A 22847-nucleotide genomic window follows, 5' to 3' on the forward strand; every position below is an offset into this window, starting at 1 on the left:
GTTTGCAACTTTACAGCCTATGACAATATTTGCTGCTTACATCACTTTTGCGTTACATCAAAAACCATATTGATAATAGGGTTCAAAATAATCCTCAGATGGCTTGCAAGATTATCTGACAGGAGGAACCCAATATGAAAATTTTGATTGATTTGTTATCAACTGACTATGGTTTGATGAGCTTTATTGTGATCGCGGCGATTCTAATCGCGATGACTTGGGCGGGCATTTACGTGTATATCCGCGCACGCAAGCAATAACTCATCCACCAGCCAGTAGAACAAACCCCGCTTGCGCGGGGTTGTTCATTTACAGCAGCACTTTCTCAATGCCGCCGTTATTGGCTTTCTGGATGTAGTTTTCCATCCAGTTTTCACCGAGCACGTGCTTGGCCATTTCCACCACAATGTAGTCAGCCTCAATGCCAGTGTCGTCACCGTAACGTGACAAGCCTTGCAAGCAGCTTGGGCAAGAGGTGAGAATTTTCACCGGCTGCTCAGGTGCGCCTACGGTCAGGCCAATTTTTGCCATACCTTTTTCGAGCTCTTCCTGCTTGCGGAATTTGACCTGGGTGGCAATGTCAGGACGCGCTGCAGCAAACGTACCGGACTCACCGCAGCAACGGTCATTCAGCGCCACATCGGTACCCATGAGCTTGTTGGTGACTTCCAGCGGTTTGTAAGTCTTCATCGGCGTATGGCAAGGGTCATGGTACATATAGCGTGTGCCAGTGACGCCTTGCAGGCGCATGTCTTTTTCCATCAGGTATTCGTGGATATCGAGCAGACGGCAGCCAGGGAAGATCTTCTCAAACTCGTATTTCTGCAACTGATCCATACACGTACCGCAAGACACGATGACGGTCTTGATATCCAGGTAATTTAGTGTATTGGCCACGCGGTGGAACAACACGCGGTTATCGGCCGTGATTTCCTGGCCTTTGTCATGATTACCTGCAGCAGTTTGCGGGTAGCCGCAGCACAGGTAGCCTGGTGGCAACACCGTAATCGCACCGACTTCGTACAACATGGCTTGCGTCGCCAGACCCACATTAGAGAACAGGCGCTCGGAGCCACAACCCGGGAAGTAGAACACGGCTTCTGAATCCTCTGTGACCTTTTGCGGATTACGGATGACCGGAATCATGGTGTCATCTTCCAGCCCCATCATGGCACGTGAGGTTTTGGATTGCATCTTTTTAGGCATTGGGCGATTGATAAAATGAATCACCTGTGCCTTGATTTCTGCTCTGCCCACAGTGGCTGGCGGTGCTTTCTTGTCTTTTAGCAAGCCAAATTTTTTGGCCAGGCTGTTGGCGATGTTAATGGCTTTATAGCCCATTTGTATCATGGTACCGCGCAGCAACTTGATGGTCGCCGGGTCTTTGACATTGAGGAACATCATGCCTGCGGCAGTGCCAGGGTTGAATTTCTTTTTACCCTGCTCGCGCAGGAAGTTGCGCATCTTAACCGACACATCACCAAAGTCAATATTGACCGGGCACGGCTTCTCGCAACGGTGGCAGACCGTACAATGGTCAGCCACGTCGTTAAACTCGTCAAAATGCTTGAGCGAAATACCGCGGCGTGTCTGCTCTTCGTAGAGGAAGGCTTCAATCAGCAGCGAAGTCCCCAGAATCTTGTTACGTGGCGAGTACAGCAAGTTGGCGCGTGGCACATGGGTAGAACACACAGGCTTACACTTGCCGCAACGCAAGCAGTCTGAAATATCATCCGCAATCTCGCCAATGGCAGACTGTTCCATGATAATAGACTCTTGTTCCAGCAGGCCAAAGCTTGGTGTATAGGCATTTTCCAGCCCAGAACCCATCATCAGCTTACCTTTATTGAAGCGGCCTTCAGGGTCTACCTTGGCTTTGTATTTGGCAAAGGTATCAATGGTCGCCTGATCCAGAAACTCCATTTTGGTAATTCCGATGCCGTGCTCACCGGAGATCACACCGTTGAGGCCGCGCGCCAGGTCCATCACGCGCGCCACCGCAGCATGCGCATCTTGCATCATGCCGTAGTCATCGGAGTTAACCGGTATATTGGTATGCACGTTACCGTCACCGGCGTGCATATGCAGCGCAATAAACACGCGGCTCTTCAGGACTGTTTTCTGGATCTCATCCAGCTTGTCGAGAATCTTCTGGTATTCGCGGCCAGCAAAAATATCTGCCATTGGGCGCTTGAGCTCACGCTTCCAAGAGATACGCAGATCATAAGACTGCACGGCGCGGAACACATTGTCATACTGTGCAAATGATTTACCCATTTCGCCCAGTACAGAGACAGGTTCATCCAATGTGTTGAGGATCAGACGCCATCTGGCGCGCACATCACGCAACAACTGCAATGCAATATTTTGCTTGGATTTCACGCCTTCTGGGTCAGCGTTACCGTCTTCATCTGGCTGCAATGGCAAGTCACCCGAAACAAACGCTTCCAGCTCGTCGACCAGTCGCAGTTTGTTATTGATAGACAGCTCAATATTGATCCGCTCAATGCCGTCTGAGTATTCACCCAGACGTGGCAGCGGAATCACTACGTCTTCGTTAATCTTAAAGGCGTTGGTATGGCGGGCAATTGCTGCTGTGCGTGAACGGTCCAGCCAGAATTTTTTACGCGCCTCAGCCGACACGGCAATAAAGCCTTCACCGTTACGGGCGTTACACATGCGCACCACGGCAGAAGCCACTTCGCCCACTGCGTTTTCATCGTCAGACGCGATATCGCACAACAACACCATTTTCGGGCGTTGCTGGCGCGCAGCCTTGGTCGCATAGCCAACCGCTTTCACATAGCGCTCGTCCATGTGCTCCAGGCCAGCCATAATCACCGCTGGGTCGTTTTTAGCCGTCGCATCCAGATAGTCTTTGATCTCAACAATCGCAGGCACCGCGTGCGACACGTTGCCAAAAAACTCCAGCGCAATGGTGCGCACATGCTTGGGCATGCGATGAAGGATAAAAGTGGCCGAAGTGATGAGGCCATCACAACCTTCTTTTTGCACGCCTGGCAGACCAGACAAAAACTTGTCAGTCACATCTTTACCCAGGCCTACTTTACGGAAGCTTGGACCGGGGATTTCCAGGATTTCCGGCTCTGACAACAGATTTTTGAAGTCAATATCGTAACGGCTGATTTTGAAACGCGCCGTTTCAATATCGTGAATCTTGCCCAGGTTATGGTCGAGACGCTCGACTTCGAGCCAGGTCGCATCTGGCGTCACCATACGCCAGGAGGCCAGGTTATCCAGCGCCGTGCCCCACAAGACTGCTTTTTTACCACCGGCGTTCATGGCAACGTTACCACCAATGCAACACGCATCAGCAGAAGTTGGGTCACAGGCAAACTCCAGCCCGGCCGCAGTGGCAGCATCCATGGCACGGCGTGTCACCACACCGGCACCGCACTCAATGGTGGCCACTTGGCGTGAAACGCCTGGCAAGGTACGCATTTGCACGCCGGTATGCTGGTCCAGTTTTTCGGTGTTAATGACGGCAGACAAAGGCGTCAAAGGCACGGCACCACCGGTATAGCCGGTACCACCGCCACGCGGGATAATGGTTAAACCAAGCTCGATACAGGCGCGCACCAGGTAGGAAATCTCAGCTTCAGTATCCGGGTTAATCACCACAAACGGATACTCAACTCGCCAATCGGTCGCGTCCGTGACATGTGAAACACGTGCCAGGCCATCAAACTGCACATTGTCCTTGCGAGTATATTTGGTCAGTTTGGCCAGGGCTTTTTTACGCAGCTCAGCCGTTTGCTTGAAGTCATCAGCAAACTTTTCCACCGCCTTGGTGGCGGCACTCACCAGCTTTTGTACTTTATCGTTGCCACCGCTACGCTCGTTAATGGCAGAAATACGGTGGTACAAAGCCTCGATCAATGCTTTGCGACGTTTGGGATTTTCCAGCAAGTCATCTTGCAGATAAGGATTACGTGACACCACCCACAAATCGCCCAATACCTCAAACAGCATGCGTGCACTACGACCTGTTTTGCGCTCTGCGCGCAAGACATTCAGGATTTCCCAGATTTCTTCGCCCAGAAACCGAATGACAATTTCGCGGTCTGAGAAGGAGGTATAGTTGTACGGGATTTCACGTAAACGCGTGAGAGGAGTAGAATCGTGCTTTAACAAATCTGCGTTGACAGGTGCGTTCATTGATAATTTATCAAAACCAAAAGCTAATTATAACACGCCGGATACGGCACAAACACGTTAAACGGTCTAGGGTTTTTGAGTAAGCAGGTTTAGGATGTCGATATTAAATACTAAGTTCAAAAAATGGCTGGTTCCGCTGATTGCGCTGTTATTGTTTGTCGGCCTGGCTGTGGCTGTGATGCAAAAACCGCAGGCGCCCGAAGTGACTTTCACCACCTTAGACGGTCAAAAAATCAGCATGCAGGACCTGCGTGGAAAAACGGTATTGGTGAATTTCTGGGCCACTGACTGCCCGGGCTGCATCAAAGAGATGCCCGATCTGATAGACACCTACCAGCAATACAAAGACAAAAATTTTGTTGTGATTGCGGTAGCCATGCCCTATGACCCGCCGGCACAGGTCGCCAATTACACCAAAGAAAAAAACCTGCCCTTTGCCGTCATGCACGATGGCTATGGCGAAATGGTCAAGGCATTTGGTGATGTCAACCTGACCCCCACCACCTTTATTTTTGACGCGCAAGGCAACCGCCTGCAAAAAATCATCGGTGAACTTAACTTCGCTGAGTTGCGCAAACTACTTAACCAGAAAGCCAGCTAATGCTTTGGGTTAAGGCGCTTCACATCATCTTTGTGACAAGCTGGTTTGCCGGCTTGTTTTACCTGCCACGCATTTACGTCAACCTGGCAATGGAGCAGGACCCACAGGCCCATGCCCGGCTGATCCTGATGGCCAACAAATTGTACCGCTTTATGCAGCCACTGATGTTGCTGGCACTGGTATTTGGCATTTGGTTATGGCTGGGCTATGGGTTTACAGGCGGCTGGCTACACGCCAAGCTAACACTGGTTGTGCTATTGATCGGTTACCACCACTACTGTGGCAGGCTGCTTAAACAATTCAAAGCCCAGCAAAACCGCCATAGCCATGTCTGGTTCCGCTGGTTTAACGAGATACCGGTGCTGATTTTGTTTGCCGTTGTGATCCTGGTTGTGATCAAACCCTTCTGATCACATGCTCACCGCCCTGCTGCAATCCGAATGGCTGATACGCATGCTGGACAAGTCCGGCAAGCAAGCCTCCCATAAGCTCCTGGGCCTGTTTAACATTTTGGACGACCTGCTATCCAGCCCGCTATATAGCGAAAATGCACCGCAAACATTTGAGTCAGCCCCTGAGACCAACACCCCGGAAAGGCTGCAAAACTATCTTGCTACCCAGGCGCAACTGGCTGGCGCCAGGCTGCCTGACATGCTGGCCAACCAGTTGTACTTTATGGCATTGAGCGCCTGCCAGGAAAAATTGCGCAACAAGCAATCCAGCGCGCTGCAACATGCCAGGCACGCAGCTCAGGCGCTGATTGATGAACAAACAAACCGCGAAATCAATTGGCTGGCGATCCGCAACTACAGCATTGTCATCATGGCATTATTCAGCGGCGTCATGGGCGGTTATTACTGGCACATGCAACTGACCACTAAACCGCCGATACAAACAGCTGAAGCACCACAGCCACCACCAAAGCCCCTCTCGCTTGAAGCCAGCCCGTCGGAAACTGCCGCTATTTACAGCCGCCTGGAAACCATGAAGCATGGTGATTGCCGCCTGCTGGAGGCACTTCAATTGCCCGACCGCGTCAAGAGCGTCTACATCGAAAATATCATTAACGGCCACGTCACCACCAACCGCGACGAACAAATACTTGTGAATCAGCTGTTAGACCAGGTGCAATGCAATTACACACCCAAACTAATGGCAAACTCAAAATAAAAAAGCCGTCGCGGTAACGACGGCTTTTTGATGGATGCAGCGACCTACTGGAACAATGTTTTCAACTGGTTCAAGCCACCATCATAAACACCTTTGATCGTGTCTGAAGCGGCCTTTTCATCCGCGGGTGCTTTAGGCAAAAAGTGGCTTTCCCAAACCACCACTGACTTACCCTCACCATTGCTGTGCACACTCACGGTTGAGGCATACTCATTGACTGGCAACACCCCCTCTGTGATTTTATAAGAGTAGCTTTTAGACTTCGGGTTGTAAGCTGTCAATGTTTCATTGATTTTGCCGCCGTCTTGGAGGGTTAACACTCGCTTCGCTCCTGCGCTGTTGTTTTTACCGGACACAATTTCTGTTTTTGCCACGGCAGGATGCCAAGCGCCCAAATTGCCAAAATCAGACACCTTCTTCCACACCACATCCGCTGATTGATTGAGCTCTACAGACTTCACCACAAACAGCGGCTCCGCAGCAAAAGCACTGCCTGCCACTGCCAATAATGTTGCCAATACTAAAGATGATACTTTACGCATGATTTTCTCCTGGTTAAGTTTTAACGCACTACTAAGCATATACTATACAGTATAGTATATGTAACACAACATAAAGCGTCAATCAATAGGAGTTAATCCTTTAAAGAGGGCTTTAGGCTATACAAGATGGTATAGAGTGCTATAATAAAGTCATGAATACTTTAAAGCAGAAGATTCTGCAGGTATCCACAGACCTGTTTCAGACGCGCGGCATCAACTCCACCGGCGTGGATACCATCGTGGCTGTCGCCGGCACCACCAAAATGACGCTTTACAAATATTTTGAAACCAAGGAAGAACTGATACTGGCCGTATTACAGCAAAGTCATCAGGATTTCCAGAACTGGATGAATGAGAAACTGGGCGGCCTTGGTAGCAACCCAAATGAGAAAATTCAGAAACTGTTTGATTTTATTGAGGAATGGGTGACCTCCCCTTCTTTTACCGGCATTGCCTTTATCAAGGCTTCGGCAGAATTCCCCAATGAAGAAAACCGCATCCACCAGCTGTCTTTCCAGCAATCGCGCGAATTCCGCCAATTCATTTCCAAACTGGCACAAGACGCTAATATCAAGGATGCAGAGGGTCTGGCCCTGCAACTTTCCATTCTGTTTGAAGGTGCCGTTCAGGCCGAACAAATCAAACGCGGTTCAGGGGCGATCAAATCGGCCAAAAAAGCAGCCAAAGCGCTCATTGACCTTGCCATTAAGCAATCCTGACCATCTTCGGGACCTGCGCCTCTTGCCAGCATGCTGGCTGACAGCAATAATAGCCCTACTTTACTTAAAAACCTGACTTCATTCATGAAAATTCTTATCTGTGGCTCACTGGCCTACGACACCATCATGGTGTTTCCTGACCAATTTAAAAATCATATCTTGGCAGACAAAATTCATAAGCTAAGCGTGGCATTTCTGGTGCCGGAAATGCGACGCGAATTTGGCGGGACCGCCGGCAATATTGCCTATAACCTGCAATTGCTGGAAGGCCAGCCACAGATCATGGCAACAGTGGGCGATGACTTTTCGCCTTACCAATCGTGGCTGGAGCAAAACAACATAGACCCCCAGCACATCAAGGCCATTGCCGGGACTTACACGGCACAGGCATTTATCACCACCGATATGGACGATAACCAGATTACGGCCTTTCACCCTGGCGCGATGCAATATGCGCACGCCAATAGCGTGAATGATGCGCGTGACATTGCGCTGGCGATTATTGCACCGGATGGCCGCGATGCCATGTTCCAGCACGCCAAAGAATGCCATGATGCTAACATTCCGTTTATGTTTGACCCTGGCCAGGGCTTACCCATGTTCAACGGCGAAGAACTCATGTATTTTATTGAGATGGCCGATTACCTGGCAGTGAACGATTACGAGTCACAAGTCATCCAAGACAAGACAGGCCTGACACTTGAGCAATTAGCCGCTAAAGTAAAAGCTTTGATTGTGACCCTGGGCAGTGAGGGTTCACATATTTACGCGGATGGTCAACGCCATGACATTCCATGCGTTAGAGCAGAGCAAGTGGTTGATCCGACAGGATGTGGCGACGCATATCGTGCAGGTTTATTGTACGGCATTGTGCGTGGCTGGGACTGGAAAGCCTGTGGCCGACTGGCATCCACCATGGGGGCGATCAAGATTGCCAGCCGGGGTGGGCAGAATCACAAACCAAGCAGAACAGAGATTGAAAACATTTACAGTCATGCGCTGGTCCAGGATGCACTGAAAGAAGATCCTACCCTGCGCCAGACTGCTAGCTGATTAACAGGAGAGAACAATGAAAACACGTGTATTGCAATGGGTTGCAGTGGCATTGATCACAGGGATGCTGGGCGCATGCGCCAGCTCAAATTCCGGCAGCGTTTACTCACGCGATGAAGCGCGCAAAGCCCAGACTGTCAAAACTGGCGTCGTCGAGAGCGTACGCGCAGTCAAACTGGAAGGGACGAAATCTCCAGTCGGCACGATTGCTGGTGGGGCAGTCGGCGGCATTGCTGGCAGTACCATTGGTGGGGGGAGAGGTAGCGCCATCGCTGCCGTGATCGGCGCAGTCGCAGGTGGTCTGGCAGGCTCCGCGGCCGAAGAGGCTGTCACCCGCAAGAACGCGCTGGAAATCACCGTCAAACTGGATGGCGGCGGCCTGGTAGCGATCGTGCAAGAGGCTGACGAGCAATTCAACGCCGGTGACCGTGTGCGTATTGTTGAGAATGGCGGTACTTCCCGCGTTTCACACTAAGCCGCAGACTATCTAAAAAAGAGCGACCAATGGTCGCTCTTTTCGTTTTTCGCTACCGACACCGTCACACAACTGTCACGTCAGCGTCACCAATCGTTCATGTGACACTCCTAATATCACGCTAACCCTCAATCAAGGAGCCGCGTGATGTTAGAACGCAATCTGCAAGAACATGGCTTATACCAGCCAGAGATTCAATCACCCACCACTAGCGCCCGCCAGTCTACCTTAAGTGTCGCACTGGCCACCAGCGCAGAAGAAATCACGGAAGCACAGCGTTTGCGCTACCAGGTATTTGCCGAAGAAATGGGCGCACAAATCAAGAGTCAGAATGGCCTGGATGTGGATGGCTTTGATGCATTTTGTGATCATTTGCTGGTACGTGACGATGCTACGCAACAAGTCGTTGGCACCTACCGCATTTTAAACCCCATGCAGGCCATGCTGGCTGGTGGTTACTATTCAGCCGGTGAGTTTGACTTAAGCCGCCTGGCACCGTTATCTGACCGGATGGTAGAGGTAGGCCGTGCCTGTGTGCATGCCGACTACCGGACCGGCGGCACCATCACCATGCTATGGGCAGGCCTGGCCAAATACATGATGGCGCGTCAGTACGAATACATGATCGGTTGCGCCAGCATCTCCATGCATGATGGCGGCCATACTGCCGCTTCGCTGTTTAACAATTTGCGTGAGGATTATTTATCCCCGGCAGAATACCGTGTGTTCCCACACCATCCTTTACCCATAGAAGCGCTGGACCAATCATTGCCAGTGACCTGCCCGCCGCTGGTCAAAGGCTATCTGCGTCTGGGTGCCTACATTTGCGGCGAACCCGCCTGGGACCCGGCTTTTAATACCGCAGATATGCTGGTATTGTTACCTTTATCCAGAATCAATCCCAGATATGCTGCGCATTTCTTGAAATAACTTGCCAAAAACAAACTTTCTTACTCGCTATTGGCGCATCGCCCGCATTTTTCTCCACACCCTGACCGGACTCACATTGGCAACACTCGTGTTGCCTGTGTGTGGCCGCCGTGGCCGCGAGCAAATCATCCGCTGGTGGTGTGCAAAACTCCTGCGCTGCTTTAACTTACAGGTATCGGTCAGTGGTCAACGCCCTGCACCTCAGACACAGCATACCCTGTTTGTTGCCAACCACATTTCCTGGTCAGATATCCATGCCCTGAATAGCCTGATTCCGGTACGCTTTGTCGCAAAACTTGAGATCAAGGATTGGCCAGTGTTTGGATACCTGGTGAAAAAATCAGGGACGATCTTTATTAACCGGACACGTCAACGCGATGCGGCACGCGTGCTTAAAGTCGTCACACAAGCAATGAAACTGGGGGACAATCTGTGCGTGTTTCCCGAAGGTACGACGACCGATGGACAACAGGTGCTACCGTTTAAAAGCAGCCTGATCCAGGCGTCTATTGATGCTGAGGCAACGGTGATCCCGATTGCAATCCATTACCCTCTACCTGACGGTAGCCCCAATCTGGCGGCTGCTTATGCAGGGGAAACGACCATGATCGAGTCCATGCTGTCTTTTTTAAACATGCAATCCCCACGCGTGCATTTACATTTTTGTACGCCGATAGAAGCGCGCCTGTTGGACCGGCAAACGCTCACCAGCCAGGCAAGAAATGAAATCATTGCACACTTGCCATGGACGACAGCCTCTGAGGTCGTCAGCCAGCCATCACTACAAAGACAACAAGCGTGATCGCAATTAAAAATAGGCCTGCCAGGCCGTCCTGATAATCAGCACCGCAACCACCAGCATAAATACACGCCGCACTAGCTGGGCACCATGCTTGAGCGCCAGCGCCGTACCCAGCAAACTGCCGGCTACATTGGCCGCCGCCATCATCAGGCCCACCTGCCACCAGACATGCCCGGTCGCTGCCAGCATTAGCAAGGCGGCCAGGTTAGTCGTCGCGTTCAATACTTTTGCTGACGCCGAAGCATGGAGGAAGTCCTGCCCCAGCCAGCGCACCAGCAAGAAAATAAAAAAGCTACCGGTGCCCGGCCCAAAAAAGCCGTCATACCATCCAATCGAGGCACCTATCGCAACAGCGATCAGGAAACGTTGCCGCACACTATGCGAAGTCGTGATGCGTGTTAAACCGAATTGCGGATACTTGAAGGTATAGAACAATACCAGCAGTAACACCCAGGGCAATAATTTGCGCAGGAATTCAGGATCCGTCCAGGTCAGCGTCCATGCTCCCAGGCCGGACCCTATCAATGCCGCCAGTGCAGCAGGCGCCAGCCACGCCCAGTCTAAGCGGACATGCCGACCATAACGCCATGCTGCCACGGCAGTCCCAAACACGCTGGAGCACTTGTTAGTTCCGAGCAACAACGCTGGCGCAGTATTCGCATAAGTTGTCAGCAAGGCCGGAACCGTGACCAGCCCACCGCCACCGACCATGGCATCCACAATGCCGGCCAAGAAAGCTGCCGAGATGACCAGCCATAACTCCATATCGTTTGCCTTCTGCTAATCGCTGGCCAAATCGGATGGGCGGTCACGCAAATCTAACGGCACCTGGCTGATCTGCCCGGTCTCCAGCGCATACGCCGTCAACTGACGCCCCCACAGGCAACCGGTATCCAGCCCAATCACACCGTGCCCTTGGTACAACCCTAAGGCAGACCAATGCCCAAACAGAATTTTCTGCGCTGTGTTGGAAGATTGACGGTCAGGGGCGAGAAACCATGGCATATAGCCTGCAGGGGTATCTGGCAACTCGCCTTTGAAAGAAAACTCCATGACCCCTTCAGCATCCAGCAGGCGCATGCGTGTAAAGGCATTGGTAATCGCGCGCAAGCGATCCATCCCTGCCAGATCATCCTGCCAGGCAGCGGGCTGATTGCCATACATTTGCTGTAAAAAGCCAAGGTATTCCGGAGACTGTAAAACGGCTTCGACCTCAGCCGCCATTGCCCTGGCCTCGGCTAATGTCCATTGTGGATAGAGCCCGGCATGCAGCATGGCAAAATCGTCTTCAAGCACCATGAGGGGTTGCTGACGTAACCAGTGCAATAAGTCATCCCCATCTGCAGCAGAAAGGAGTTCAGACAGCGTATCAAAACGATGCGGCGGCTTGATATGATGTGCCACCGCGATGGCGTGCAAATCGTGATTACCCAACACGACCCTGACGTGGGATTGATGCTCAAACACCCAGCGCAGCACTGCTAGCGAACCCGTACCGCGATTGATCAGGTCGCCCACTAGCCACAAGGTGTCATAGCCTGGCTGAAAATCCAGCTGCTCAAGTAAATGCATCAGGGAGTGATAACAACCCTGGATATCACCAATTGCGTATCTCGCCATGGGTTCAATGTGTTCCGGAAACAGATTTACCAATAAAAAAGCCGCTTGATTCAAGCGGCTTTTAACGTGTTACTTCATTATTTTTTCAAGCTGGCAGCGTCAAATTTTGCACCCGCCTGATTCGCCATATAAGCGACGGCATCTGCCACTTCATGGTCGGTCAACTCAGCGTTGCCACCACGGGCAGGCATGCTACGAATGCCTTCAATCGCATGCTTGACCAGGGTTTCATACCCTTGCGCGATACGTGGACCCCAATCGCCAGCGTCGCCCACTTTAGGCGCACCCAGGGCACCAACGCCATGACAGGCAATACACACGCCTTTAACGATTTCCTCGCCGCTTTTCTCAACGTGCTCACCAGCGGCCTCAGCCACTTCCACCGTTGCCACTGGCTGGATATTGGCGACCACTTTCTGTTCTGCTGCCTCAGTGGCTTCTTTAGAAGGCTCCGCCTTTTCGCCACCCACCACGCCAAAAAGATAAGCCAGTAACGAGACTAGCAAAGTGAAACCAATGATGGCCCCTGGAATCGCAATAATTAATTCTTTAATGCTTGAACCCTGATTGTTACCCGACATATCCGTATCCCGTTGCGTTAGAAAAAATATCCACGCGATTATAACGCAGAACGTCAGGACAGGAAACGCACGCACGGCTTTTGTGCCGGAGTAAAAAAACAAACAGCCAGGCATTGCGGATGCCTGGCTGCAATTAATCACTTAAAGATTATTGCTGACGACGACGCATCGCAGCGATAGCAACCAAGCCCAAGCCCAACATTGCGGCAGAACCAGGCTCAGGCACTGCGCTGATGCTGAACAGCGACGTGGTATTAGAGCCTTCGTTGGCAAACGCCAGGTAAGATTTACCCCCTATGTCAAACGCCACCAGACCTTCTGGTGCCAAGTCACCATCAGAGACAATCATATCGATAAAACTGACTTTAGTTGGGTCTGTGATATCAAACAGGGCAACAGCGCCTTTGAGTGTTCTTTCCAGGCCCACCGCAGCAATGGTGCGGCCACCCAGGGTGAACAGGTCAACCCCCTCAGGCTCTACGCCTTTGTCACGGCTGCGGCCATCATCGTAAATGCCACGTGCAAACGCCTCTTTATCAAGAATGTCCCCACTGTCATACACAAGGTTACCATCGGCATCCCGGATACTGAAAGAACGAGCCCCGGCAGCGTATAAATCCCCTGCGGAAGAATCTGTATTGGAGATACGGATATTTGCCAGATCACCGGTTGCGCCCAGAGAACTGGCAGCGGAACGGTCGCCGTCATCCTCACGGAAATCACCTTCATTTGCCGTCACCAGATAGGTCTTGCCAGCCACGTCATAAGTGGCAATGCCATCCGGCATATACAAGCCTTTGACATTGGCATTGATGAAGTTGACGTTACCATTGTTGAGCGGATCAATCGTATTGCCCGGCAAGCTAAAGTCTTTCGCACCCAGGCCAACCACATTGGTAAAGGTATTGGTTTGCAGGTCAAGAATACCGATGGCATTCGCTTCTTGCAGCGTGACATAAGCCTTGCTGCCATCCGCGCTCACTGCAATATATTCTGGTTCAAAATCCATGCCGGTATTGGTACGGATATGAGTACCAGACGTAGGCACACCAGCCAGCGTGGCTGTCGCCGCTACCGTGCGGTTTGCGACATCAATAATCGTGACGCTACCGACTGGGTCATTCGCGGCCGAGCCATACACGCGCGGTACGCTAGACCCAATCCGTTTGCCGTATGCATCTGGCGTGCCTTCGTTAGCCACCAGTATTTTCTTGCCGTCTGGGGTAAAAGTCACCATATCCGGCAATGCACCAACGTTAAAAGTATTGGTCCCTGCGGCCAGGCTGCGACTGGAAGTGTTATATAACTGGACAATGCCCGCATTGGTACGCGTCGAGTTTTCAATGGCAAATGCCGCCATGCCATTGCTGATGCTCACGCTGTTGATACTGCCGTAAGCACTGGTATCAATATGCTGCAGAAAGCCACCTGTCGTGGCATCCAGCACATCCACGCCCTTCACGCCAGCCACCCATAAAGTATTGGTCACCGCATCAAACGCCGGAATTTCAGACAAATAACCACTGCCGCTATGCGTAAATGTCCACTCTTTGCTGATGTTATAAGTGCTTGCGGCCTGGGCTGAGCTTAGTGTGCCCAGCGCCAATGCCAACATGATGGTCAGTTTTTTCATTTTGGTATCCTCTCTCAAAAGTGCTTTAGAGGATACTTAGCGAATATGACATATCCTTGAAACTGGCATGTCTGCCATGTTTCAACGGACTAGTGGAGCTTGAGAATCAAGCAACTTTGCTCAATCAATTATGTAAGTACACACTTACACTACAATCTTGTATAGGCGTAATTCTGAGGATAAACCACTTTTTCGCGTGCATCGGTCCAGATAATATCGCAATTGTCATCATCGATATGCACCATACGCCCCTTGCGATCCACGCAATAATCACCGCAAACAATGCGCTCTTCAATTTCATAGCCTTGCGCAATCCGCGTGTAATCAAACAGGATAGAGCGGATCACCGTACTGTCGCGCTGAACATGACAACCAGAGCTGATCCAGGTTGGGCCAATAATGCGGGCGTTTTTATCAATACGTGAACCAGAGCCGATATACACCGGCCCTTCAATCTGCGTATGTTCCCAGTCGATATGCACATTCAACCCCACCCAAACACCGGGTTTGATCTGCTTGCCTGGAATCGGCATAGAGGGGAAAAATCCCTGCATCATTTGCTGCATCACCAGCCAATAATCGGTGACCACGCCGATATCAATCCAGTTAAACGGATGCTGAATCGCATAAAACGGCATGCCGCGTTGTACCAACAAAGGGAACAAATCCGAGCCGATATCAAACTCGCTGCCTGAAGGAATCAGGTCCAGCACCTCAGGTTCAAAAATATAAATCCCCGTACTCGCCCAGTTGGAGCGCGCCTCCTGCTGACTAGGCTTCTCCTGAAAAGAAATAATGCGACCCTCTTTATTGGTGACCACAATCCCGTAACCAGAGACCTTATCCATAGGCACCTGCATGGTCACCAGGCTCGCCAGCGCGCCTTTCTCCTTGTGCTCTTTCACCGCTCGCGTGATGTCCAGGTCAATAATCGCATCCCCGCACAAAACAATGGTCGTCTCATCAAAAAATCCGCTAAAGTCCTGAATCTTGCGCATCCCGCCAGCAGAACCCACCGCATGTGGCACCACTTGCCCATCCACAATATCGCCTTCAAACGAATAGCCGATATTCACCCCAAAGCGGTGACCATCCTCAAAGTAATCCTGAATCTTTTTGTGCAGGTAACTCACATTGATCATGATATCGGCCACCCCATGCATGGCCAAATGCTCAATCAGGTAAGCCATCACAGGTTTACCTAACACAGGGATCATAGGCTTGGGTAATTCATAAGTGAGTGGTCGCACACGTGTGCCCTTACCTGCAGCAAGAATCATGGCTTTCATAACGCAACACCCTTAAATAACTTAACGTTTAGCGGGTAAGCATAGTCAGCCATGATGACAAGATTATTTCACAAGAGTAGTGCTGGATAAGCTTAAGAGAAAATTGACAGCGCTCGCGCCAAGCCAGCGCGGACTTATTTGCTATAATGGCGGGATTGCGCCCGTAGCTCAGCTGGATAGAGTATTGGTTTCCGAAGCCAAGGGTCGTGGGTTCGACTCCCGCCGGGCGCACCATTGACAAATGATTATCACAAACGAGTGAATTTCACCGCATGTCACTGCTGAACTGTTTCTAAATGATCTCTCAGCCCAGAAAGAGATATTTCAACCACTTTAGATAGTTGATTTAAAGTGGACCCATCTTTGGCTCTTAATGCCATTCCGTGGATAACCGTCAAATAGTACTCCGCCAAATCAGATGTATCCGAGTGATTTCTAATTTGCTTCTCAAGAAGCGCAAGCTCGAATCGCTTTACCAATCTCTCTTTGTAGTCATCTCGGTATGTGCGGACAAAATTCACAAGATCAGTATGCTCAGGCGTCGCATTAATGGCTGACGTCATGATCAAGCAGCCTCTAGGGTTGGCTGAATTCATAAAAAACTCCAAGTTAGCCTGCAAGAGTTTTTTTATGGACTGATAAATATCAGGCTCTTCAGTCAGCGCCTTAAGTGGGCCACTCAGCATCATTTCAGAATATTCTTTGACGGCTTCTACAAAAATTGCATCCTTATTACCAAAAGCGGCATAGACACTGGGGCCTTTCACTCCGATAGCCTCAACAAGATCCGACATCGTTGTGCCCTCATAGCCTTTGGCCCAAAACACATGCATGGCATTTCTTAGCGCTAAAGATTTATCAAAGGTTCTTGGTCTTCCTGCTGGTGCCATCAATATTCCCCTTAAAACTGATTTATTGTCGTCATAAAATAATTATATAACGTAGATTACATAATTATGTTGACAAAGGCAACTCCTTGGCAAATAATGTAATCCAGGTTACATAATTAATGTGACTATCAATATCTTGTCAACGTGAAAGGAAATAAAAATGTCTTATTCAAAAATTTTGGTGTCAGCTGTGATTGGTCTTGCAATGGTGAATGTATCCGTGGCATTTGCAGACAACTTGAAATCCGAGTCAGAATTTATCAATAAAACTTTGTTGGGAAATTGGAAAGCGCAGACCGTATCCAAGAATGATGAAGTGCGTAATGTAGATATCTCTAAAGACCGCTTTATGGACAATATTCTGGGTAAATTCAAAATCGTGACTAAAGAAAACCAGCTTGCAGAGAGAAATGTTGATAGCTCTTTAAAAAGATATACAGAGCAGTTCGGGCATGCGAAGAAGTCTTAAATGACTGAGGCATCGTATAAAACACGATGCCTGCTTATGATCTCTGGCGGTTTATGCAAAGTCCATTGCGAAAGCAATGGACTTTTTAATGGCATCAAGTGGCTGTCATCATAAACAGCCACGCAGCTATGGCCGGTTTGCGAATCAGAGTCAGGCAAGCCCAAAGGTTTTTCTCAAGCCCTTTTCGACGGGACCCGCGGGCATAAAACGCCGGAGTATCGCAAGCAGACTGGCTTCGCCTTTAGGCGTGTGTCGCATTTTCCAAGTGTTCAGTGCTGCTCGTACAATCGTGTCCGCCACCTCATCCGGCAAAGGCGCTTTTTGCACATTTTGTTGGATTGCCTTTGAAACCACAGCAAGCTCTTTTTGATAATCAGCAATCTTGGTCGCGGTCTCGGGTGCATTCATATCTAAATTGGTCTTGGTGAAGGATGGCTCAACCAGTGAGACACGAATACCAAACTGGCGAACTTCATGATCCAAAGACTCAGACAGCCCTTCAATCGCGTGCTTGGAAGCCGAGTACAGTGACATGTAAGGCGCAGGCAGAAAGCCTAATACCGAGCTTACATTGATGATACGACCAGAGCGCTGCTCGCGCATGTAGGGCAAGACGGCCTTGATCAATCGCAAGTGACCGAATACATTGGTTTCAAACAGATGTTTGGCTTCGTCTATGGACGCTTCTTCAGTCGCCCCAAGTAAAGTAACGCCTGCGTTGTTGACCAATACATCGATGCGTTTAGTCTGTGAAACTATTGTTTGCACGCCCGCCGCAATCGACCCCTCGTCGCGAATATCCATTTGAATCAGAACCACACCTTTGATCGCTTGGGCGCTTTCGGGATTGCGGACCGTGCCAAATACGCGACAGCCCTGCGCGACAAACTTTTCTGCAACTGTACGTCCTATGCCTGATGAGACACCCGTGATCAGGACCACTTCAGAGTTTGACATGACGAATTCCTTTAAATATTCATGTTGTGATAAGAGAAAATATAGAGATACCGTTATGCAGGCTTGATCTTGAACCAGATGGCATACATGGCTGGTAAAAACACCAGGGTAAGCACAGTGCCGGCAAAGGTGCCGCCAATCAGCGTGTATGCCAGCGTGCCCCAAAACACGGAATGCGTGAGTGGAATAAAGGCAAGGATGGCCGCCAGCGCGGTCAAGATCACAGGCCTTGCGCGTTGCACCGTGGCTTCAACCACAGCCCGGAAAGGATCTAACCCAGCCTGTTCATTCTCATGGATTTGGCCAATCAGAATCAGGGTGTTCCGCATCAGGATGCCGGATAAGGCAATCAAGCCAACCAGCGCATTAATACCAAACGGCTGCTGGAATAGAATGAGTGTTGGCACCACCCCGATCAGGCCAAGCGGACTGGTCAAAAACACCATGACCATGGCAGCCATAGACCGCACTTGCAGTACAAGTATCAGCAACGTGATGGCAAGCATGATGGGGAAGATGGGCAGCATCGCCACGCTTGCTTTGCCTGACTCTTCAATCGACCCCGCTTCAGTGATCCGGTATCCAGGCGGGAGCTTGCTGATCAGCGGCTGAAGCTGTTTTGTGATTTCTGTTGAAACATCCGGTGGTTGCAGTTCTTCTGCAATATCACCTCGCACCGTGATGGTAGGCACCCGGTCACGACGACGCATGATGGGTTCTTCCATACGGATATCGACCGTACCCACTTGTGATAAAGGGATGCGCTGACCGTTAGCACCAGCTAATGTAAAGTCACCCACTTTGGCAGGATCCAGCCGCTTGTCTCCAGACGAACGGGCAATGACCTGTACGGTACGAATATCTTCACGCACCTCTGTCACCGGGATACCTGTCAGCAGAAACTGTAGTTGTTGCGCGACTGAAGTAGAACTCAGGCCCACAGCTTGCAAACGATCCTGATCTAAGGTCAGGTGAAGCGCGGGGACGCGCACCCCCCAGTCAGTATTGACGGTGCGCATCAATGGGCTGGCATCCATTATCTGCTGCACCTGCTTCGCTATGTCGCGCAAAGTGTTGATGTCCGGCCCTGAAACGCGATAGGCCACAGGGAACGGCGAGTATGGGCCGAACACCAGTTGCGTCACGCGCAAGCGGGCTTCTGGCGCCAGGCCGTCAGCAATCACTTGCCGCAATCTTAACTTTAAGGCTTCGCGCTCCACCTGGTTATCGGTACGCACCACGATTTTGGCGAAGGATGAATCAGGAAGCTCAGGCCCCACCGAGAAAAAGAACCGTGGCGCACCCTGGCCGACATAGGCGGTGACGATTTTGGCTTCTTTTTGTTTGGATAACCAGGCCTCGACCTTGCTGGCCGCCAGGCTGGTTTGAGCGATAGAGGTGCCATACGGCATCTGTACCTCGACCAGGACTTCTGGCCGATCTGAAATCGGGAAAAACTGTTTTTTGACCACGGCCATCCCCAATACTGACATCACGAAAAGCCCAATGACGGTGGCGGCGACGAGCCACTTGCGCGCAATAATCCGCCCTAATAAGCGACGGAAACGGTTGTAACTGGGCTTGTCATAAATCGCATGGTGCCCACCTTCAACTTTTTTAAAGTCAGGCAACAGCTTGACCCCAATATAAGGTGTGAACACCACGGCAACCACCCAAGAGGCGATCAGGGCGATACCAACGATCCAGAACATATTACTGGTATATTCACCTGCGCTTGAACGCGCGAAGCCATTGGGCATAAAGCCCACGGCAGTGACCAGCGTGCCTGATAGCATAGGGGCAGCCGTATGGCTCCAGGCGTAGGCAGAAGCCGTCAGGCGGTCATAGCCCTCTTCCATCTTCACTACCATCATCTCAATGGCGATGATGGCATCGTCAACCAGCAAGCCTAGTGCGAGGATTAAAGAGCCCAAGGTGATGCGATCAAAGTTTTTACCCGTAGCCAGCATGACGGCAAACACCACTGCCAGTGTCAACGGCACCGCAGCGGCAACCACCACCCCAACACGCCAACCCATGCTCAAGAAACTGACCAACAGCACCACCAGCACAGCGGCAAAAAACTTGACCATAAACTCATCGACGGAAGCACTAATATTCACCGCCTGGTCAGTCACTTTCACCAATTGCATGCCCAATGGCTGTTGCGCATTGATGTCAGAAACTTCCTGATCCAGGGCTTTGCCCAAGTCCAGTCCGTTCCACCCTTCACGCATCACCACACCCAGCAATATTGCGGGTTCACCGCCATTGCGTATCATAAAGGTGGCAGGATCTTCATACCCGCGTGCCACTTTTGCAATATCCGATAATTTAAGGGTGCGCCCCTTGGTCACGATGGGCGTATTGCGTATTTTCTCCAATTCATCAAACGCGCCATCGACGCGAATGACGACTGCTGAGCCTTTAGTTTCAACAGTCCCTGCTGGCGTTAACGCATTCTGGTTATTGAGTGCAGCGAATACATCCTGTGGCGTGATGCCTAACGTGGCAAGGCGGTCATGCGAAATTTCAACGAAAATACGCTCCGCCTGCTCGCCGATGATATTGACCTTTTTAACACCAGGCACATGCAGCATGCGCTGACGCAATCGTTCGGCATCGCGTATCAGGGTGCGTTGCGTCAGTCCTTTCGCTTTCAGTGCAAACAAAGCAAAGGTGACATCAGAATACTCGTCATTGAGAAAAGGCCCGATTACGCCAGCGGGGAGCTGACGCACTTCATCGCCTACCTTTTTACGCGCCTGGTAGAACTCATCCTGCACTTCAGAGGGGGGCGTGCTATCAAGCAGGGTCAGCGTAGTAAACGCCAGACCAGGACGGGTGTAGGTCTCACTTCGTTCATACCAGCGCAACTCTTGCAGGCGCTTTTCAATTTTCTCCGCCACCTGGTCCTGCATCTCTTGTGCAGTGGCACCGGGCCAGGCGGTGATAATGGTCATGACTTTGATCGTAAATGAAGGATCTTCAGCGCGACCCAGCTTGAAAAACGCCATCACACCACTGATGGAGATGAGAATAATCAGGAACAGTGTGATGGCACGTTCACGTACTGCCAGTGCCGACAAATTAAAGCCGCTCATTATTGTGCTCCACGGCTAGATGCGGCATCAGGCTTGCCTGCTTTGAGCACCCTGACCTTTTCGCCATCCCGTAAAAGATGCGCCCCCAACGCCACGATCTCATCACTCGTCTTCAGGTTGCCTTTAACGATTACAGATTCTTCACCAACATTCACCAGCTGAATTGGGCGCCAATTGACCTGGCTGGATGTTCGATTCACCACCCACACCCCGGTTGCACTGCCTGTATCCAATATCGCACCGACAGGCACCTCTAAAAGATCGCTTTGATTAGCCTCATCCTCTTTCATCTGGATAATGACGGTTGCCCCCAGTCGTGCATTCACCAAGGCATCGGTCAACGTAAATCGGGCTTCATACGTGCGCGTCAGGGGGTCAGCTGACTCTGAGAGCTGCCTCAGTTTGGCGTTCGATGTCTGATCTTGTTTGCCGTATAGGGTGGCAGTTGCCTTTATGCCAAGCGGAGGATGCATGGTTTCAGGCAGATTCACAATGGCTTCACGCTCGCCTGCATGGGCAATGCGAATGACGGTTTGACCGGCATTAACGACTTGCCCGGGTTCAGCCAGGGTTTCAACAACGACGCCATCTGAGTCTGCCAACAGCATGGCGTAGCCGGAAGCATTTTTGGCGACACCGGCTTGTGACTCAGTCGCTTTGAGCTGGGCCTGGGCAGCATCGGCTGCCGCTTTAATCTGATCATAGGTGGAAGAAGAAATAGCCCCCGCTTCAACCAACCCCCGGTGCCTGAGTTCTTCTTGTGCGGTTTGGTCTGCCCTCGCCTTGGCAGCCAGAACTGTTTCTTGTTGCCCCTTAACGCCCAGCAATAAGTCATTTGCGTCAATACGCAGCAGGGGTTGACCACGTTTCACTTTTTGTCCGGCGTCTACATATCGCTCAAGGACTTTACCGGAGACACGAAATGCCAGGTCACTTTGCACTCTTGCCGCGACCGTACCCGTAAAAGCGCGTGATGCTGTAGAGGCAAACTTGACCGTTGCCGTTTTCACCAATGGCACAGCCGTACGCGGATCCTGTAGTGGCTTCTCGCTGCAAGCGACTAACGATAGTGAACCGAGCAAGATGAGGCTTGCAAGAATGGATGTACGCTGAGGCATGCGAGTTTCTCCCAAATATAGACACTCGCATTCTGAGACTAGTGACTAATTATGTCAATAGTCACTAAATATTTAGGGGGCTAAACTTCTCAATATTAAATTCGAGAGCACCATAGGGGCTTGATCAGCAATATTCAGATTGTGTTGCAGCAGCAAGGGATTGCAATAAGGAAGCATCACAAAAAAGATCGCATTGACGGTTTCATCAATGGGAGTTTTACGCTCAAACTCGCCAGCCTCGCGCCCCTCGCGCACAATATCAAGGATGATTTTTTTGATACTCTCCTGGTAATCAGTGCAGGATTGCCACTGCTCAGTGGCGGCGGATGCCGCAATGTCATATAGCTTGCGGTCTTCAAAAAACAACTGTGAACTGGTCTCAACAACCACCCTAAAAACCCTCCTAAGGCGCTCTGATGCTGAATTTGCATCAGACATCCCGGCTTCTACCGCTTGTAAAATAGCGCTTAAGGTGTTCGCGCAGATCACTTCTCCAATGGCTTGTTTGGTAGAAAAAAACTTATATATATAGGCCTTGGAAAAGCCTATCGCTTTAGCAAGATCAGAAACGGTGGTTTTTTCATAGCCATAGCGGCTGAAGTATTCCGCCGCCGCATTGACGATCTGGTCACGGACATTATGTTCAGAGGGTCCGCGTACATTTGGCTCTGGTTTTTTCATCATATTCATAGCATACATCCACAATGGGGGATTG

At 50.8% G+C, this 22847-nt stretch carries 22 protein-coding genes and 1 tRNA gene; 11 read left to right on the plus strand and 12 right to left on the minus strand.

The genetic code is table 11. The features are described from left to right. The first annotated feature begins 134 nt into the window (after positions 1-134). A complete protein-coding gene (locus tag ACJ67_RS14675; protein WP_082164026.1) occupies positions 135-260 on the plus strand; it encodes a DUF3149 domain-containing protein in 126 nt (41 codons plus the stop codon). Between the two features lie 49 nt (positions 261-309). On the opposite strand, the gene ACJ67_RS11370 is transcribed toward ACJ67_RS14675, so the two are convergent. Continuing rightward, positions 310-4179, minus strand: a complete 3870-nt coding sequence (locus ACJ67_RS11370; RefSeq protein ID WP_049639164.1) for a DUF3683 domain-containing protein — start codon at positions 4177-4179, stop codon at positions 310-312. A 94-nt stretch (positions 4180-4273) separates the two neighbouring features. On the opposite strand from ACJ67_RS11370, the gene ACJ67_RS11375 reads away from it, so the two are divergent. Genes ACJ67_RS11375 through ACJ67_RS11385 form a run of 3 tightly spaced genes read left to right on the plus strand, consistent with a single transcriptional unit; the run spans position 4274 to position 5950 of the window. Continuing rightward, complete coding sequence (locus tag ACJ67_RS11375; protein WP_049639165.1) at positions 4274-4780, plus strand: TlpA disulfide reductase family protein; 507 nt, start codon at positions 4274-4276, stop codon at positions 4778-4780. After that, positions 4780-5190 carry a CopD family protein gene (locus tag ACJ67_RS11380; RefSeq protein ID WP_049639166.1) on the plus strand — a complete coding sequence of 137 codons (411 nt, stop codon included), beginning with the start codon at positions 4780-4782 and terminating at the stop codon, positions 5188-5190. The genes ACJ67_RS11375 and ACJ67_RS11380 overlap by 1 nt, the downstream gene beginning before the upstream one ends. Before the next feature lie 4 nt (positions 5191-5194). Then, positions 5195-5950 carry a hypothetical protein gene (locus tag ACJ67_RS11385; protein ID WP_049639167.1) on the plus strand — a complete coding sequence of 252 codons (756 nt, stop codon included), beginning with the start codon at positions 5195-5197 and terminating at the stop codon, positions 5948-5950. A 44-nt stretch (positions 5951-5994) separates the two neighbouring features. On the opposite strand, the gene ACJ67_RS11390 is transcribed toward ACJ67_RS11385, so the two are convergent. Further along, positions 5995-6492 carry an SRPBCC family protein gene (locus ACJ67_RS11390; protein ID WP_049639168.1) on the minus strand — a complete coding sequence of 166 codons (498 nt, stop codon included), beginning with the start codon at positions 6490-6492 and terminating at the stop codon, positions 5995-5997. A gap of 152 nt (positions 6493-6644) precedes the next feature. On the opposite strand from ACJ67_RS11390, the gene ACJ67_RS11395 reads away from it, so the two are divergent. The 5 genes from ACJ67_RS11395 (at position 6645) to ACJ67_RS11415 (ending at position 10471) form a co-directional block, all read left to right on the plus strand. Next, positions 6645-7211, plus strand: a complete 567-nt coding sequence (locus ACJ67_RS11395; RefSeq protein ID WP_049639169.1) for a TetR/AcrR family transcriptional regulator — start codon at positions 6645-6647, stop codon at positions 7209-7211. An 84-nt stretch (positions 7212-7295) separates the two neighbouring features. Continuing rightward, complete coding sequence (locus tag ACJ67_RS11400; protein ID WP_049639910.1) at positions 7296-8264, plus strand: carbohydrate kinase family protein; 969 nt, start codon at positions 7296-7298, stop codon at positions 8262-8264. Positions 8265-8280: 16 nt separating this feature from the next. Next, positions 8281-8739: a glycine zipper 2TM domain-containing protein gene (locus ACJ67_RS11405; RefSeq protein WP_049639170.1), complete on the plus strand. Its 459-nt coding sequence runs from the start codon at positions 8281-8283 to the stop codon at positions 8737-8739. 147 nt (positions 8740-8886) lie between these two features. After that, positions 8887-9669, plus strand: a complete 783-nt coding sequence (locus ACJ67_RS11410) for a GNAT family N-acetyltransferase (RefSeq protein WP_049639171.1) — start codon at positions 8887-8889, stop codon at positions 9667-9669. 1 nt (position 9670) lies between these two features. Further along, entirely contained in the window at positions 9671-10471 is an 801-nt protein-coding gene (locus ACJ67_RS11415; RefSeq protein ID WP_049639172.1) for a 1-acyl-sn-glycerol-3-phosphate acyltransferase, read from the plus strand. 6 nt (positions 10472-10477) lie between these two features. On the opposite strand, the gene ACJ67_RS11420 is transcribed toward ACJ67_RS11415, so the two are convergent. From ACJ67_RS11420 to ACJ67_RS11440, 5 genes are all read right to left on the minus strand, one after another. Beyond that, entirely contained in the window at positions 10478-11236 is a 759-nt protein-coding gene (locus tag ACJ67_RS11420) for a TSUP family transporter (protein ID WP_049639173.1), read from the minus strand. A gap of 15 nt (positions 11237-11251) precedes the next feature. Continuing rightward, complete coding sequence (locus tag ACJ67_RS11425) at positions 11252-12091, minus strand: symmetrical bis(5'-nucleosyl)-tetraphosphatase (protein ID WP_082164139.1); 840 nt, start codon at positions 12089-12091, stop codon at positions 11252-11254. 77 nt (positions 12092-12168) lie between these two features. Then, on the minus strand, positions 12169-12672 hold the full coding sequence (locus ACJ67_RS11430) for a cytochrome c5 family protein (RefSeq protein WP_049639912.1): 504 nt from the start codon (positions 12670-12672) through the stop codon (positions 12169-12171). Between the two features lie 148 nt (positions 12673-12820). After that, positions 12821-14305: a choice-of-anchor I family protein gene (locus ACJ67_RS11435; protein WP_049639174.1), complete on the minus strand. Its 1485-nt coding sequence runs from the start codon at positions 14303-14305 to the stop codon at positions 12821-12823. 149 nt (positions 14306-14454) lie between these two features. Beyond that, positions 14455-15594 (minus strand): sugar phosphate nucleotidyltransferase, encoded by a 1140-nt coding sequence (locus tag ACJ67_RS11440; RefSeq protein ID WP_049639175.1) that lies wholly within the window; start codon positions 15592-15594, stop codon positions 14455-14457. Between the two features lie 157 nt (positions 15595-15751). Between ACJ67_RS11440 and ACJ67_RS11445 the strand changes: the two genes are divergently transcribed. Then, a tRNA-Arg gene (locus ACJ67_RS11445) sits at positions 15752-15828 on the plus strand. 41 nt (positions 15829-15869) lie between these two features. Here ACJ67_RS11445 and ACJ67_RS11450 read toward each other — a convergent pair. Further along, complete coding sequence (locus ACJ67_RS11450; RefSeq protein ID WP_082164027.1) at positions 15870-16484, minus strand: TetR/AcrR family transcriptional regulator; 615 nt, start codon at positions 16482-16484, stop codon at positions 15870-15872. Positions 16485-16644: 160 nt separating this feature from the next. Here ACJ67_RS11450 and ACJ67_RS11455 point away from each other — a divergent pair, with 160 nt between their 5' ends. Next, positions 16645-16953 carry a hypothetical protein gene (locus ACJ67_RS11455; protein ID WP_049639177.1) on the plus strand — a complete coding sequence of 103 codons (309 nt, stop codon included), beginning with the start codon at positions 16645-16647 and terminating at the stop codon, positions 16951-16953. A 150-nt stretch (positions 16954-17103) separates the two neighbouring features. On the opposite strand, the gene ACJ67_RS11460 is transcribed toward ACJ67_RS11455, so the two are convergent. The 4 genes from ACJ67_RS11460 to ACJ67_RS11475 form a co-directional block, all read right to left on the minus strand. Further along, complete coding sequence (locus ACJ67_RS11460) at positions 17104-17910, minus strand: oxidoreductase (RefSeq protein WP_049639178.1); 807 nt, start codon at positions 17908-17910, stop codon at positions 17104-17106. A 53-nt stretch (positions 17911-17963) separates the two neighbouring features. Then, entirely contained in the window at positions 17964-21014 is a 3051-nt protein-coding gene (locus ACJ67_RS11465; RefSeq protein ID WP_049639179.1) for an efflux RND transporter permease subunit, read from the minus strand. Continuing rightward, positions 21014-22132 (minus strand): efflux RND transporter periplasmic adaptor subunit, encoded by a 1119-nt coding sequence (locus tag ACJ67_RS11470; RefSeq protein WP_049639180.1) that lies wholly within the window; start codon positions 22130-22132, stop codon positions 21014-21016. Before ACJ67_RS11470 ends, ACJ67_RS11465 begins: the two co-directional genes overlap by 1 nt. A gap of 72 nt (positions 22133-22204) precedes the next feature. Further along, a complete protein-coding gene (locus ACJ67_RS11475) occupies positions 22205-22822 on the minus strand; it encodes a TetR/AcrR family transcriptional regulator (RefSeq protein ID WP_049639181.1) in 618 nt (205 codons plus the stop codon). Between the last annotated feature and the right edge of the window lie 25 nt (positions 22823-22847).

Source organism: Methylophilus sp. TWE2 (genome assembly GCF_001183865.1).
Taxonomy (GTDB): domain Bacteria; phylum Pseudomonadota; class Gammaproteobacteria; order Burkholderiales; family Methylophilaceae; genus Methylophilus.

Bases quoted from the DNA above. Each gene is read 5' to 3' on its own strand.
- ACJ67_RS14675 (WP_082164026.1), top strand. From the start codon at position 135: ATGAAAATTTTGATTGATTTGTTATCAACTGACTATGGTTTGATGAGC.
- ACJ67_RS11465 (WP_049639179.1), bottom strand. From the start codon at position 21,014: ATGAGCGGCTTTAATTTGTCGGCACTGGCAGTACGTGAACGTGCCATC.
- ACJ67_RS11390 (WP_049639168.1), bottom strand. From the start codon at position 6,492: ATGCGTAAAGTATCATCTTTAGTATTGGCAACATTATTGGCAGTGGCA.
- ACJ67_RS11410 (WP_049639171.1), top strand. From the start codon at position 8,887: ATGTTAGAACGCAATCTGCAAGAACATGGCTTATACCAGCCAGAGATT.
- ACJ67_RS11475 (WP_049639181.1), bottom strand. From the start codon at position 22,822: ATGAATATGATGAAAAAACCAGAGCCAAATGTACGCGGACCCTCTGAA.
- ACJ67_RS11460 (WP_049639178.1), bottom strand. From the start codon at position 17,910: ATGTCAAACTCTGAAGTGGTCCTGATCACGGGTGTCTCATCAGGCATA.
- ACJ67_RS11470 (WP_049639180.1), bottom strand. From the start codon at position 22,132: ATGCCTCAGCGTACATCCATTCTTGCAAGCCTCATCTTGCTCGGTTCA.
- ACJ67_RS11435 (WP_049639174.1), bottom strand. From the start codon at position 14,305: ATGAAAAAACTGACCATCATGTTGGCATTGGCGCTGGGCACACTAAGC.
- ACJ67_RS11440 (WP_049639175.1), bottom strand. From the start codon at position 15,594: ATGAAAGCCATGATTCTTGCTGCAGGTAAGGGCACACGTGTGCGACCA.
- ACJ67_RS11380 (WP_049639166.1), top strand. From the start codon at position 4,780: ATGCTTTGGGTTAAGGCGCTTCACATCATCTTTGTGACAAGCTGGTTT.
- ACJ67_RS11425 (WP_082164139.1), bottom strand. From the start codon at position 12,091: ATGGCGAGATACGCAATTGGTGATATCCAGGGTTGTTATCACTCCCTG.
- ACJ67_RS11385 (WP_049639167.1), top strand. From the start codon at position 5,195: ATGCTCACCGCCCTGCTGCAATCCGAATGGCTGATACGCATGCTGGAC.
- ACJ67_RS11450 (WP_082164027.1), bottom strand. From the start codon at position 16,484: ATGGCACCAGCAGGAAGACCAAGAACCTTTGATAAATCTTTAGCGCTA.
- ACJ67_RS11420 (WP_049639173.1), bottom strand. From the start codon at position 11,236: ATGGAGTTATGGCTGGTCATCTCGGCAGCTTTCTTGGCCGGCATTGTG.
- ACJ67_RS11455 (WP_049639177.1), top strand. From the start codon at position 16,645: ATGTCTTATTCAAAAATTTTGGTGTCAGCTGTGATTGGTCTTGCAATG.
- ACJ67_RS11375 (WP_049639165.1), top strand. From the start codon at position 4,274: ATGTCGATATTAAATACTAAGTTCAAAAAATGGCTGGTTCCGCTGATT.
- ACJ67_RS11370 (WP_049639164.1), bottom strand. From the start codon at position 4,179: ATGAACGCACCTGTCAACGCAGATTTGTTAAAGCACGATTCTACTCCT.
- ACJ67_RS11400 (WP_049639910.1), top strand. From the start codon at position 7,296: ATGAAAATTCTTATCTGTGGCTCACTGGCCTACGACACCATCATGGTG.
- ACJ67_RS11430 (WP_049639912.1), bottom strand. From the start codon at position 12,672: ATGTCGGGTAACAATCAGGGTTCAAGCATTAAAGAATTAATTATTGCG.
- ACJ67_RS11395 (WP_049639169.1), top strand. From the start codon at position 6,645: ATGAATACTTTAAAGCAGAAGATTCTGCAGGTATCCACAGACCTGTTT.
- ACJ67_RS11405 (WP_049639170.1), top strand. From the start codon at position 8,281: ATGAAAACACGTGTATTGCAATGGGTTGCAGTGGCATTGATCACAGGG.